This window comes from Mycobacterium sp. (genome assembly GCF_032162105.1).
GTDB lineage: Bacteria > Actinomycetota > Actinomycetes > Mycobacteriales > Mycobacteriaceae > Mycobacterium.
In genome coordinates, this window is sequence record NZ_JAVRPS010000321.1 from 1 (window position 1) to 13,093 (window position 13,093).

The window sequence follows — 13,093 nt, forward strand, 5'->3', positions numbered from 1 at the left end:
CCTCCATGGTCTTCGCGCAAGCGCTCATCCGCCACCAGCGCCTCCCACTGATCGCGGTGGCGCAACAACTGCTCGGTCCCGCCGGACAGGGTGTGACGGGTGGTCTCGTCACCGCCGATGAGGATCAGCAGTGTTTCCATGACGATCTCGTCGTCGGACATCCGCTGGCCCTCGACCTCGGCGTTGACCAGGATGGAGAACAGGTCTTCGGTGGGCTCGGTGCGCCGCTTGGTGATGATGTCCATCGTGAACGCCGTGTAGGCGGCGAATGCCTCCATCACCGCCTGGGCGGTCAGCTCGTCGATGTGCGAACTCAGCCCGATCACCAAGTCGTCGGACCACTTCAAGAGCAGCTCGCGGTCCTCGGGCAACACTCCGAGCATGTCGCCGATCACCGCCATCGGCAGGGGCGCGGCGATCTCTCGGACGAAGTCGCACTCCCCCCGCTCGCACACCGCATCGATCAACGTGTCGCACAACGTGCCGATGGACGGCACCTTGTCCATCACCCTCTTGCGGGTGAAGCCGGAGTTGACCAGCTTGCGCCGCAACAGATGCGAGGGATCGTCCATGTCGATCATGTAGGGCATGCCTGGCGTCTCGGGCCGGATGCCGCCGGTGTTGGAGAACAGCTCCGGGTTGCGCTCGGCGTCGAGCACGGCCTGATACGTCGACGCGGCGGCAAGCCCGTTGCGGTCCCGGAACACCGGCTGGTTGGCCCGCATCCAGCGGTATGCCCCGCGGGCGCCGCCGTCGGCGTAGAAGTTGCCGTCGGTCAGGTCGACGTCCGGCTTGGTCCCGGCGAGCGTCTGAGTCATGCGATCTCCTTGGCGTCGCCGAAGGTCATCTCGACGTTGTCGGCCGAGCTCGACATCAGCGCGCGCTTCGGCAAGCCAAGCGCTGCAAGTTCTTTGGCATTGGGGTGGTCGCCGAGCCGGATTCGCGCGCCGCCGGGCCGGTATCGCGCGCCGTGGAAGGAGACCTCGTAGGCGCTTTCGCGTGTCAGGCCGTCGAGACAGGAGTACGCACGCAACTCCTGCTCCCGTGAAGTGAGCGCCGACGGAACCCGAAGCCCGGGACTGAATTCCATGCCAAGCACGAGTTGACCGTCGATGCTGGCGTCGAAACCGAACTGCTTGCCATCGCGGATGGTGAAGTCGGCCATGACCTTGGGGAAGCCCCAAATCGTCCGTCCGGCTTCCAACGTGAAGGTCTGGTCAACGAACATGTGCTGTACGAATGCCGATTGAAACCCGGGCGCGTCGGCACCCGGAGGATTGACCATCACACAGGTGCTGTATTCGAAGTACGGGCCGAGGTCGCCGTCGATGAAATGAGTCAATATCAGCGTCACGATGGCTCGACGGCGAAATGGCCGGTAGACCTCGAGGCCGCTGTAGTCGATCAGCCGCTGTGCTGCGTCCGCGTCTACGGCGAAGATCGCATTGTGCTGAGTCGCAGTGCGGATCTTCACGGGCATGGTCAGCACGGTGCCTGCGATGGTGTGCTGGGATATGGCGTCGGTCACACGCCAAATCTAGAACGTGTTCTAGACAAGTAGCAAGAAGTGTCTACACGAGTCGCGCAACATCCCCCGCGAGCAGCCGCAAACGTGCCGAAAACCGCGGCGTGTCGGGCACATTTGCGTCTCGCGGGGAGAAACGCGCCTACACGAGTGCTGCGAGGTCGCGGATCTGCTCGGGTGAGCGGGCGCCGATCACCATCATGGTGACGCCCGCGGCCTCCCACGCCTTGATCTGTTCGCGCACGTAGTCGAGGTTGCCGACGATGGCCGAATCGTCGACGAGTTCGTCGGGGATGACGGCGGCCGCCTCGTCCTTGCGGTTGTTCCTGAACAGCGCGGTCACCTCGTCGACCACCTCGGCGTAACCCATCCGGCGGTAGACGTCGGCGTGGAAGTTGGTGTCCTCGGCACCCATCCCGCCCATGTACAGCGCGAGATGCGGCTTCATCAGTTCCATGATGCCTGGCCGGTCGTCGGTGACCACCACCTGCGCCGTTGCACAGATCTCGAAGGTCTCCCTGGTGCGCCGGGCACCCGGCCGGGCGAAGCCCTCGTCGAGCCACTCGTTGTACATGTCGGCGATCCGCGGCGAGTAGAAGATCGGGAGCCAGCCGTCGCAGATCTCGGCGGCCAGCGCGACGTTCTTCGGACCCTCCGCGCCCAGCATGACCGGGATGTCGGCGCGCAACGGATGGGTGATCGGCTTGAGGTTCTTGCCAAGGCCCGTGGTGCCCTCGCCGGTCAGCGGCAGCGGGTAGTGCGGCCCGTCGCTGTGCACGGGTGCCTCGCGCGCCCAGACCTGGCGCAGGATGTCGATGTACTCGCGTGTTCGGGCCAGCGGTTTCGGAAACTTCTGGCCGTACCAGCCCTCGACCACCTGGGGTCCGGACACGCCGAGGCCGAGGATGTGCCTGCCGCCGGAGAGGTGATCCAGCGTCAACGCCGCCATCGCGCAGGCGGTCGGGGTGCGCGCGGACAGCTGGATGACCGACGTGCCGAGCCGCATCCGGGTGGTCTCGCGGCCCCACCAGGCCAGCGGCGTGTAGGCGTCGGAGCCCCACGCCTCTGCGGTGAAGACCGTGTCGAATCCGGCCTCCTCGGCGGCAGCGACCAGTTCGGCGTGGTCGGTCGGCGGCTGCGCGCCCCAGTATCCGAGCTGAAGGCCTAGCTTCATTCCCACCACCCCGACCCTGCGTTCATTAGCTCGCCTCTCGACCCGTGGTTGAAACCATTCTTAGAACCTGTTCTACTCGATGCTGTGACCGCCAGCCAAAGCAGCCCGGTGCAGATCGACACACATGAGCCGCCACTTTCAGCCCCGCTGAGGCTCTCGTTCGACTACACCCGTTCAGTCGGACCACTCCTCAGCCAGTTCTTCACCGCCCTGCGCGAGCGACGCATTCTCGGCGTGCGCGGTTCGGACGGACGGGTGCATGTGCCACCCGCCGAGTATGACCCCGTCGACTACCAGCCCCTGACCGAGGTCGTGCCGGTCGCGAGCGTGGGCACGGTGGTGTCGTGGACGTGGCAGGCCCTACCGCTGGAGGGTCAGCCCCTCGACCGCCCGTTCGCGTGGGCGTTGATCAAGCTCGACGGCGCGGACACCCCGCTCTTGCATGCCATTGACGTGGGAGCCGCGGGTTCCGCCGAATCAATCAGCACGGGCGCACGGGTGCACGTGCACTGGGTCGACGAGCCGGTGGGCTCGATCACCGATATCGCGTACTTCGCGCTCGGCGACTCGGCAGAGGAGGTGCCCGAGGAGACGACGGATGATCGCGATCCCGTCACCTTGCTGGTCGTCCCGAGCGCGATCGAGATCCAGCACACCGCGTCACTGCCCGAGAGCACGTTCCTGCGTGGTCTCGAGGAGGGCAAGCTGATCGGGGCCTACGCCATCTTGGACGGCGGCGGCAAGGGGAAGGTGTACTTCCCTGCGCGCGAGGCCGATCCGGCCACCGGCAGGCAGCTCACCGAGTTCGTCGAGTTGCCGGACAAGGGCACGGTGACGACGTTCGCGATCATCAACATCCCGTTCGCCGGCCAGCGCATCAAACCGCCCTACGTCGCGGCCTACGTGCTGCTCGACGGTGCCGACATCCCCTTCCTGCACCTGGTCACCGAGATCGACGCCGCCGACGTGCGGATGGGCATGCGGGTCGAAGCGGTGTGGCGGCCACGCGACGAGTGGGGTCTCGGCATCGACAACATCGAGTACTTCCGGCCGACGGGTGAGCCCGACGCCGAGTACGACACCTACAAGCACCACCTGTAAAGGCCTACCCAATGACATTTCGCGACATCGCCGTCGTCGGCTTCGCGCACTCCCCGCACGTCCGCCGCACCGAAGGCACCACCAACGGCGTCGAGATGCTGATGCCGTGCTTCGCCTCGATCTACGCCGACCTCGGCATCGAACAGACCGACATCGGGTTCTGGTGCTCCGGTTCGTCGGACTACCTTGCCGGACGCGCCTTTTCGTTCATCTCGGCGATCGACTCGATCGGTGCGGTGCCGCCGATCAACGAGTCACACGTCGAGATGGACGCCGCATGGGCGCTGTACGAGGCCTACATCAAGCTGTTGACCGGCCAGGTCGACACCGCGCTGGTGTACGGGTTCGGCAAGTCGTCGGCGGGCACGCTTCGCCGGGTGCTCGCCATGCAGACCGATCCCTACACGGTCGCCCCGCTGTGGCCGGACGCCGTGTCGATGGCCGGACTGCAGGCGCGGCTCGGGCTCGACTCCGGCAAGTGGACCGCCGAGCAGATGGCCCAGGTGGCGGTGGATTCGTTCGCGGTCTCCGGCCGGATCGACTCCGAGAAGCCGGCTAGCAGCATCGACGAGCTGCTCGCCAGGCCGTACTTCGCGGATCCGTTGCGCCGCCATGACATTGCGCCGATCACCGACGGCGCCTCGGCGATCGTGTTGGCTGCAGGCGACAAGGCCCGCGAGCTTCGAGAGAACCCGGCCTGGATCACCGGCATCGAGCACCGCATCGAAACCCCCGTGCTTGGTGCGCGGGACCTGACCACGTCCCCGTCCACGGCCGCCTCGGCCAAGGCGGCCACCGGCGGTGACATCGGATCGATCGACGTGGCCGAGCTCTACGCGCCGTTCACCCATCAACAGCTGATCCTCACCGAGGCCATCGGGCTCAACGGTTCGACGAAGGTCAATCCATCCGGGGGCGCGCTGGCCGCCAACCCCATGTTCTCCACCGGTCTGGAGCGCATCGGCTTCGCGGCCCGACACATCTTCGACGGATCCGCGCAGCGCGTACTCGCTCACGCCACCAGCGGTGCTGCGCTGCAACAGAATCTCGTCGCGGTCCTGGAAGGAAAGAACTGATGGCCGGTCTAAACGCCGCAGTGCTCGGCACCGGGCAGACCAAGTACGTCGCCAAGCGCAAGGACGTCTCGATGAACGGCCTCGTCCGCGAGGCCATCGACAAGGCGCTCGAAGACTCCGGTTCGACGTTCGACGACATCGACGCCGTGGTGGTCGGCAAGGCGCCCGACTTCTTCGAGGGCGTCATGATGCCCGAGCTGTTCATGGCCGACGCGGTCGGCGCGACAGGCAAGCCTCTGATCCGGGTGCACACCGCCGGTTCGGTCGGCGGCTCGACCGCGATCGTCGCGGCCAGCCTGGTGCAGTCCGGCAAGTACGAGCGCGTGCTGACGATGGCCTGGGAAAAGCAGTCCGAGTCGAATGCCATGTGGGCGTTGAGCATTCCGGTGCCGTTCACCAAGCCCGTCGGCGCCGGTGCCGGTGGCTACTTCGCGCCGCACATCCGGTCGTACATCCGCCGCTCGGGTGCACCGAACCACATCGGCGCGAAGGTCGCGGTGAAGGATCGGCTCAACGGCGCCAAGAATCCGCTGGCGCACCTTCACCAGCCCGACATCACGCTGGAGAAGGTGATGGCCTCCCAGATGCTCTGGGATCCCATCCGCTTCGACGAGACCTGCCCGTCCTCCGACGGCGCCTGCGCCATGGTCATCGGCAACGAGGAGATCGCGGATCAGCGGGTGGCAGAAGGCCATCCGGTGGCCTGGATCCACGCCACCGCGCTGCGCACCGAACCGCTGGCGTACTCCGGCCGCGACCAGGTCAACCCGCAGGCCGGCCGCGACGCTGCCGCGGCGCTGTGGCGCGACGCAGGCATCACCAGTCCGATCGACGAGATCGACGCCGCCGAGGTCTACGTGCCGTTCTCCTGGTTCGAGCCGATGTGGTTGGAGAACCTCGGCTTCGCGGCAGAGGGCGAGGGCTGGAAGCTCACCGAAGCAGGCGAGACCGCGATCGGTGGGCGCATCCCGTTCAACGCCTCCGGCGGCGTGCTGTCGAGCAATCCGATTGGTGCGTCGGGCATGATCCGGTTCGCCGAGTCGGCGATCCAGGTGATGGGCAAGGCAGGCGACCATCAGGTGAAGGGGGCCCGCAAGGCTCTCGGCCACGCCTACGGCGGTGGCTCGCAGTACTACTCGATGTGGGTCGTCAGCTCGGACAAGCCGTGACGATGAAGTACACCTGCAGCGTCGCGATGGGCGCCATCGAGGAGTTGGTGGATCTGGCGCAATGCGCCGAGGACGTCGGGTTCGACGCGATCGCCCTGCCGGACTCGCTGTTCTACATGGACAAGCAGTCGACCGACTACCCGTACACGCCGGACGGGTCGCGGATGTGGAACGCCGACACCCCGTGGGTGGATCCGCTGATCGCCGCGGCCGCGATGGGCGCCGTCACGTCGACGCTGTTCTTCTACACCAACGTGATGAAGTTGGGCTCCCGCAATCCGCTGCTGCTGGCCCGACAGGTCGGGTCGGTGGCGAACCTGACACACAATCGGTTCGGGTTCGGCGTCGGAATCGGCTGGGCGCCCGAGGAGTTCGAGTGGTGCGGCGTGCCGTACGCCAAGCGTGGCGCCCGCGTCGACGAGATGATCGAGGTCATCAAGCTGGTGCTTGGCGGTGGCATGGTGGACTTTCACGGCACGTTCTTCGACTTCGACAAGCTGCAGATGAGCCCTGCGCCGAGCAAGCCGGTGCCGTTCTACGTGGGCGGCCACACCGAGGTCGCGCTGAAGCGGGCCGCGCGGGTCAGCGACGGTTGGACCAGCGCGATGATGACGTGCGACCAGTTGGCCGAGACGATCGGGAAGCTGAACGTGCTGCGGGCCGAGTACGGCCGCGCCGATGAGCCGTTCGAGTTCCAGGCGGTCTGCATCGACAAGTTCGGCGTCGGCGGGCATCGCGACCTCGCGGCGGCCGGGGTCACCGACAACATCGTCATTCCCTGGATGTTCGACGGACTCGGCTTCGACGCTCCGCTGGAGAAGAAGAAGGATTCGCTCAAGCGCTTCGCCGACACCTACATCCACTCGGGATGGCAGCAATGACCGTGACCGACCCCCAAGCCCCGGTTCACCTGGCAGGCAAACGGTCCCGCGAGGCGGCCGTGGCGCGGGACAAGGAGGCCTGGCTCGCACTGTTCGCCGACGACGCCATCGTCGAGGACCCGATCGGGCCGTCGCACTTCGACCCCGAGGGCAAGGGACACCGCGGCAAGGAGGCCATCGCGGCGTTCTTCGACATGGCGATCGCGCCAAGCCAGCTCGAGTTCAACTTCGCCGAAACGTTTCAGTGCGGCAACGAGGAAGCCAACGTCGGCCACATCGTGATCGTCGCGCAGGGGTACCGGGTCACCGCCGATGGCGTGTTCACCTACCGCGTGAACGACGAGGGCAAGATCGTCGCGTTGCGCGCCTATTGGGAACTCGACCGCGCTACCGCGAGCGCGACGCTCGTCTAACGCGCGACCAGTCCGCGCTTAGGGGTTGGTTATCAGCTTCAAGCCCGTCATGTACCGCCGCGCCAGGTCCTGGTAGGCGCCGGGATTGACGTTCACCCACATCTCCGCACCAGTACCGGCGATGGGGCCACGCACCTTGGCCGGCGCACCGGTGACGAAAACCTCGTCGGGGATCTTCGTTCCACCGACGACCAGCGAGTGCGCCCCGATCAGGCTGCGCCTGCCGATGACCACGCCGTCGAGGACGGTCGCGTGGTTGGCGATGACCGCCTCCTGCCCGATGTGCACGCCGTGGATGATGCAGCCGTGCGCGACGGTGGCACCGGGTCCGACGTCGGTCGGGATGCCGGGCGGCGAGTGCAGCACGCTGCAGTCCTGCACGTTTGCCCCCTCCCGGACGATGATCGGGGCGAAATCCGCGCGCAGGACCGCGTTGAACCACACCGAGGCACCCGCCTCGACGTGCACGTCGCCGATCAGCGTGGCAGTGGGGGCGATGAACGCGCCATCGTCGATGACGGGTGAGCGGCCCTCGAAGGAGTACAACGGCATCAACTAGATATACCGCAGGTAGATGCGCTTGCATTGCGCGATGGGCTCCAAAAACTGTAACGTGTTCTAGTTAGAGACCAAGGAACGGGAGGCCCACCGTGACTACCGATACCGCAGGAGTCCGTGAGATCGACACCGGCGCCCTGCCGGACCGGTTCGCGCGAGGCTGGCACTGCCTCGGCCCCGTGGCCGAATACCAGGACGGCAAGCCGCACTCCGTCGAGGCATTCGGCACCAAGTTGGTGGTGTTCGCCGACTCGAAGGGTGAGCTCAACATCCTCGACGGTTACTGCAGGCACATGGGCGGTGACCTGTCCCAGGGCACCATCAAGGGCGACGAGGTCGCCTGCCCGTTCCACGACTGGCGCTGGGGCGGGGACGGCAAGTGCAAGCTGGTGCCCTACGCCAAGCGGACGCCGCGCCTGGCCAGGACCCGCTCCTGGACCACCGACATCCGCAGCGGCCTGCTGTTCGTCTGGCACGACGTCGAGGGCAACCCGCCGCCGCCCGAGGTCCGGGTCCCCGAGCTGTCGGAGGCCGCCAGCGACGAGTGGACCGAGTGGAAGTGGAACTCGATCCTGATCGAAGGCGCCAACTGCCGCGAGATCATCGACAACGTCACCGACATGGCGCACTTCTTCTACATCCACTTCGGTCTGCCGACGTACTTCAAGAACGTGTTCGAGGGCCACATCGCCTCGCAGTACCTGCACAACGTCGGCCGGCCGGACGTGAACGACCTTGGCACGTCCTACGGTGAAGCGCACCTGGATTCGGAGGCGTCGTACTTCGGGCCGTCCTTCATGATCAACTGGCTGCACAACAACTACGGCGGCTTCAAGGCCGAGTCGATCCTGATCAACTGCCACTACCCGGTCAACCAGGATTCCTTCGTCCTGCAGTGGGGCGTCATCGTCGAGAAGCCAAAGGGCCTGGACGAGAAGATGACCGAGAAGCTGGCGACGACGTTCACCGACGGCGTCAGCAAGGGCTTCCTGCAGGACGTCGAGATCTGGAGGCACAAGACCCGCATCGACAACCCCCTGCTGGTCGAGGAAGACGGCGCGGTCTATCAGATGCGCCGGTGGTATCAGCAGTTCTACGTCGACGTCGCCGACATCTCGCCGGACATGGTCGACCGCTTCGAAATCGAGGTCGACACCACGGCGGCGAACGAGAAGTGGCACGTCGAGGTCGAGGAGAATCTCAAGGTGCAGGCCCAGGAGAAGGAAGCCGCGGAGCAGCCTGCGACATGACCACGCACGACGAGCGGATGCAAGCGCCAGACGGTGGCCCGATTGCCGGCCCCGCCGACGTCGACCGTCTGGCCCGCTCGATGTTGCTCCTGCACGGCGCGCACGACGATGACGATCATCCGGCCGGCCACGGACCGAGCACGCGTTCGTCGCGCAAGGCGCCGGACTTCGCCGAGGATCCGCAGCGGGCCGCGGCGGTGCGGGAGGCGACCGCGCGCGATCGCGAGCGCTACCTCAATGCCGGGCTGGCGCCCGTCGATTGCAGGTTCTGCCACGTCACCGTGGCGGTCAAGAAGCTGGGTCCCGGGCACACTGCCGTGCAGTGGAATTCGGATGCATCGCAACGTTGCGCGACATTCGCCGAGGTGCGGGCGAGCGGCGGTGACAGCAGCCGTAGCCGCGCCTGCCCACGGCTCGCCGACAGCATCAAGCACGCCGTCGCGGAGGGCTGCCTCGACGAGGTCTCGACCGCCCCGGCTCCCGGCGACGGCTGACTTCAGTGCACAATGTCGACATCCACAGGAGATCGTCGATCTGGCCATTCAACGTCGCGGCCGTCTGCGTCTCTTCGAGGATGTCGATCCTGCGCGCACCGCCCACTTGATCATCGACATGCAGGTCGGATTCACGACGCCTGGTGCTCCGGCCGAGATTCCCAATGCGGTTGGAATCATTGAGAACATCAATGCGATCAGTGCGGCCTGTCGCGAGGCCGGTGTTCTGAACGTCTTCGTTCAGCACACGCTCGACGACGAAAGCAAGTCCACCTGGTCGAACTGGTTCGACGCGTTCTGGACGCCGGAGATGCGAGCCGGGATGTACGCCACCTTCGCCGACGGCAGCCCGGGCCACGCGCTGCACCCCTCGATCGAGACCGAGGACAACGACCTTCGGATCAACAAGTACCGGTTCGGTGCATTCATCAAGGACACCTCGGATGCCCACGCGTTGCTCACTTCTCGGGGCATCGACACGCCGATCATCACCGGTTGCGCGACAAACATCTGCTGCGAATCGACGGCGCGCGACGCCATGATGCTCAACTACCGGGTGTTCTTCGTGTGCGACGCCACGGCCACCGACACCGACGCCGAGCACAACGGCAGCCTGGCCACCACGCTGCTCACCTTCGCCGATGTCATCGATGCCGAGGACATGACGGCCATCCTGACGCGCGGATGACCCATGTCACATTCGTTGATGTCACAAACGGCCGAGCCGTGGTGTCCAAGAGGTGCAACCACCAACGACTAGGAGTGCACCATGGACGCTCGCTTGAACCTCTTCGACAACCCGACCGCAGGCAAGATCCTGAAGTACGTCACCTCGGCGGGCAGGGCGATCGCGGGCTCGCCGCTGCCGGCCGCGACGCGGGAGCTGGTAGCGCTGCGCGCCAGCCAGATCAATGGCTGCGGTTTCTGCACCGACATGCACACCAAGGACGCCGCGCACGCCGGGGAGACCTCGACGCGCCTCAACCTGGTCGCGGCCTGGCGAGAGGCCACGGTGTTCACCGAAGCGGAGCGCGCTGCCCTTGAGTTGACGGAGCAGGGCACCCGCATCGCCGACGCCGCAGGCGGCGTGTCCGACGAGGTGTGGGCGAATGCCGTCAAGTACTACGACGAGGACCAGCTCGCCGCGCTGGTGTGCCTCATCGCCTTCATGGGCACCGTCAACCGTTTGAACGTCATCGTCCAGCAGCCCGCAGGCGATTACCAGCCCGGCCAATTCGGATAGGCGGCTGCGGTTTACGCGCGATGCCGCGGGTCGAAGTTCGAGACTGGCCGTTGCGGTGCATCGACGGCAAAATCGGTGTCGGAGAACGTGTAGGGGTACGACGGTTCGTCGTCGCAGCGTCCGAGTTGATGACGAAGATTTGCTGAACGCTCCGTAGACGGCGCGGCACGGCCGGCCCGTTGTAATGCTGAAGGATCTCCTTCCACGTCCGGGGAGCCTCGCGGATGAGCGCCGCCATGCTTGGCGTCAGTTCCGCCTCAGACATCACGACCAAGTCCGACGGCGGATCGCCGAGTTCGAACGCCATGCTGCGATCGAAGTGCGACGGGTTGAACTTCGGACTGATCGGGATCGTGCAGTCCAGCCCGATCTTCGACGTGGTTCCCGGCGCCGCGTCTTCGGCGATCATGGGGTCGACGATCGTGGGGTCGACGGTCATCGTGTTGCAGTTCGGGATGGTCACCGCGTCGAGGTGCGGCATGTACCGAAATGCCATGGCGCACTGCACCGCGTTGTCGTCCCAGATGTCGACGTCCTCGTCGAAGTCCATCGCGATCTTCGGAAGCCCCTGTTTCGAGCGGGTCAACATGACTCCGAGCGCCTGCTTCGAATCGCCCGCGCCTCGCGTGTTGATCTTCGCGTAGGCGATGTTCGACAACCCGCCCAGCGGCGCGCGGACCTCCTTGACGTCGATCCCGGCCATGGCGAGCCCGCCGTAGAGGTCCGACTCGATCATGGGCAGCTGCAGCATGTTGTCGGTGTACCAAGGGTGCTTGCCACCGATCGTCGCGTGCTGGTAGATGCCGCCCTTGGGGAAGTTGGCCTTGATTCCGCCGCCGTACATGCCGGTGAACTCGCCGTACGGTCCCTCGTCGTGGGTCAATCCCTCGGTCGCCATCAGTTCGCACTCGAGCACGATCTCGGCGTTGGCAGGCACCAGCACTGATCCGGCAACGTGGTGTCTACAGCCCCTTGAAGCGCTCCTTGACCGCCTCGGGCGTCAACCCGTAATCGGCCAGTGAGTACGTGTGCTTCGGTGCGCGCGGGCCCTTTTGGCTCTCGGCGTGCATGGTCTCCATCGACTCGCGGGCCGCGTCGGTGAAGTCCAGCCCGAACTTGTTGTAGATGGCCTCGACGACGCCGATCGGATCCTTGACGAGCTCGAAGTAGTCGAGATCGTAGAACTGGGCCGGATCGTGTTTGGCGCGTTCGGCGTCGAACAATTCCAGACCGCGCGACCAGGTCTCGATCGCATCCTGCCCGATCACGTTGCCGGAGAAGGTGTTCGACCAGCCCTCGGTCGTGTGCTGAGCCAGCGAGCACATCGACGCCAGGATGGTCTCAGCCGGCCGGTGGCACTGCACCACCAGCGCGTCGGGGTATGTCGCGAACAACGCGTCGAGGGCGAACAGGTGGCTGGGGTTCTTCAGCACCCACCGCCTCCCCACGTCGTTGAGCCCGATCAGCTGAAGGTTCTTGCGGTGCCGCTGATACGGCTTGGTCCAGTCTTGCTTGGCCAGCCACTGCGAGTACGTCGGCAGGTGGGCGAGCGTCTCGTACGAGACCGAGTGCAACGACTGGCGAAGTAACTGCCAGCACTCCTCCACCTCGTCGGCGGTCATGTAGTGCAGCCCGGTGTAGTCCGGATCCTCTTCGTGCGCCTTGGTGAACTGCGCGTCGAGCTGGACGAAAACCGAGTTCTCCGACCAGGTTTCGCGGGGCGGGCGGGGCTGCGGAAACTCCGCCAACCACAGCTGCAGACCCTGGTGGGCCGGATCGGCGGTGAGAAGGCGATGGATGGCGGTGGTGCCGGTGCGGGGCAGCCCGGTAACGAAGATCGGCCGCTCGATCGCGACGTCGGTGTGCTGTGGGTACTGCTTGAACGCCGCCTCGGACACCAGGCGCGCGACCAGTGCGTTGCGCACGAAGAAGCGACACATCTTGCTGCCGAACTCGGTCAGGTCGGCGTCGCGCCGGTAGGACTCGAGCAGCATGCCGAGTGCCTCGCGGTAGTTGTCGTCGTCGACGCCGAAGTCGTCGAGTCCTGCGGCCTTGACGGCCGACGCGTGCAGGTCGTCGACGGTGCCGACGTCCGTACGGGCGCTCCCACTCATGGCTCGACTCCCGCTCGCTCCGGTCCTCGCTCGTGCCTCGCTGCGATCCTCACTCGCGCTCGTCTTCGCATCAGGCCTTGTACTCCCCGCAGTTC

Annotated in this window: 15 protein-coding genes; 9 read left to right on the top strand and 6 right to left on the bottom strand. The window is 65.8% G+C overall.

All coding sequences use genetic code 11. From position 1 onward, the window contains the following. From QOC69_RS16460 to QOC69_RS16470, 3 genes are all read right to left on the bottom strand, one after another. Positions 1 to 818, bottom strand: an 818-nt coding sequence (locus QOC69_RS16460; protein ID WP_526441390.1) for a cytochrome P450, incomplete at its 3' end; no start/stop codon positions are given. Then, complete coding sequence (locus tag QOC69_RS16465; protein WP_526441416.1) at positions 815 to 1,516, bottom strand: acetoacetate decarboxylase family protein; 702 nt, start codon at positions 1,514 to 1,516, stop codon at positions 815 to 817. The genes QOC69_RS16460 and QOC69_RS16465, both read right to left, overlap by 4 nt. Positions 1,517 to 1,667: 151 nt before the next feature. Continuing rightward, positions 1,668 to 2,699: an LLM class F420-dependent oxidoreductase gene (locus tag QOC69_RS16470; RefSeq protein ID WP_526441392.1), complete on the bottom strand. Its 1,032-nt coding sequence runs from the start codon at positions 2,697 to 2,699 to the stop codon at positions 1,668 to 1,670. Positions 2,700 to 2,783: 84 nt separating this feature from the next. On the opposite strand from QOC69_RS16470, the gene QOC69_RS16475 reads away from it, so the two are divergent. The 5 genes from QOC69_RS16475 to QOC69_RS16495 are packed head-to-tail and all read left to right on the top strand — an operon-like array spanning position 2,784 to position 7,339. Beyond that, on the top strand, positions 2,784 to 3,800 hold the full coding sequence (locus tag QOC69_RS16475; protein WP_526441394.1) for a Zn-ribbon domain-containing OB-fold protein: 1,017 nt from the start codon (positions 2,784 to 2,786) through the stop codon (positions 3,798 to 3,800). An 11-nt stretch (positions 3,801 to 3,811) separates the two neighbouring features. Further along, complete coding sequence (locus tag QOC69_RS16480; RefSeq protein WP_526441396.1) at positions 3,812 to 4,876, top strand: beta-ketoacyl-[acyl-carrier-protein] synthase family protein; 1,065 nt, start codon at positions 3,812 to 3,814, stop codon at positions 4,874 to 4,876. Beyond that, a complete protein-coding gene (locus QOC69_RS16485; RefSeq protein ID WP_526441398.1) occupies positions 4,876 to 6,045 on the top strand; it encodes a thiolase family protein in 1,170 nt (389 codons plus the stop codon). The genes QOC69_RS16480 and QOC69_RS16485 overlap by 1 nt, the downstream gene beginning before the upstream one ends. A gap of 2 nt (positions 6,046 to 6,047) precedes the next feature. Then, positions 6,048 to 6,926 (top strand): TIGR03619 family F420-dependent LLM class oxidoreductase, encoded by an 879-nt coding sequence (locus QOC69_RS16490; RefSeq protein ID WP_526441418.1) that lies wholly within the window; start codon positions 6,048 to 6,050, stop codon positions 6,924 to 6,926. Then, entirely contained in the window at positions 6,923 to 7,339 is a 417-nt protein-coding gene (locus QOC69_RS16495) for a nuclear transport factor 2 family protein (RefSeq protein ID WP_526441400.1), read from the top strand. The genes QOC69_RS16490 and QOC69_RS16495 overlap by 4 nt, the downstream gene beginning before the upstream one ends. 18 nt (positions 7,340 to 7,357) lie before the next feature. Here the strand turns inward: QOC69_RS16495 and QOC69_RS16500 are convergent, their stop codons facing one another. Further along, positions 7,358 to 7,891, bottom strand: a complete 534-nt coding sequence (locus QOC69_RS16500) for a gamma carbonic anhydrase family protein (protein WP_526441402.1) — start codon at positions 7,889 to 7,891, stop codon at positions 7,358 to 7,360. A 98-nt stretch (positions 7,892 to 7,989) separates the two neighbouring features. On the opposite strand from QOC69_RS16500, the gene QOC69_RS16505 reads away from it, so the two are divergent. From QOC69_RS16505 to QOC69_RS16520, 4 genes are all read left to right on the top strand, one after another. Beyond that, a complete protein-coding gene (locus QOC69_RS16505) occupies positions 7,990 to 9,147 on the top strand; it encodes a 3-ketosteroid-9-alpha-hydroxylase subunit A (protein WP_526441404.1) in 1,158 nt (385 codons plus the stop codon). Then, on the top strand, positions 9,144 to 9,641 hold the full coding sequence (locus QOC69_RS16510; RefSeq protein WP_526441406.1) for a hypothetical protein: 498 nt from the start codon (positions 9,144 to 9,146) through the stop codon (positions 9,639 to 9,641). Before QOC69_RS16505 ends, QOC69_RS16510 begins: the two co-directional genes overlap by 4 nt. Then, positions 9,529 to 10,329 (top strand): isochorismatase family protein, encoded by an 801-nt coding sequence (locus QOC69_RS16515; RefSeq protein WP_526441408.1) that lies wholly within the window; start codon positions 9,529 to 9,531, stop codon positions 10,327 to 10,329. Before QOC69_RS16510 ends, QOC69_RS16515 begins: the two co-directional genes overlap by 113 nt. An 81-nt stretch (positions 10,330 to 10,410) precedes the next feature. Next, positions 10,411 to 10,884: a carboxymuconolactone decarboxylase family protein gene (locus QOC69_RS16520; protein WP_526441410.1), complete on the top strand. Its 474-nt coding sequence runs from the start codon at positions 10,411 to 10,413 to the stop codon at positions 10,882 to 10,884. Here the strand turns inward: QOC69_RS16520 and QOC69_RS16525 are convergent. Together QOC69_RS16525 and QOC69_RS16530 are read right to left on the bottom strand one after the other, a co-directional pair. Beyond that, complete coding sequence (locus QOC69_RS16525) at positions 10,835 to 11,821, bottom strand: UbiD family decarboxylase domain-containing protein (RefSeq protein ID WP_526441412.1); 987 nt, start codon at positions 11,819 to 11,821, stop codon at positions 10,835 to 10,837. The genes QOC69_RS16520 and QOC69_RS16525 overlap by 50 nt on opposite strands. A gap of 25 nt (positions 11,822 to 11,846) precedes the next feature. Further along, positions 11,847 to 12,998: a sulfotransferase gene (locus tag QOC69_RS16530; RefSeq protein WP_526441414.1), complete on the bottom strand. Its 1,152-nt coding sequence runs from the start codon at positions 12,996 to 12,998 to the stop codon at positions 11,847 to 11,849. Positions 12,999 to 13,093 lie beyond the last annotated feature (95 nt).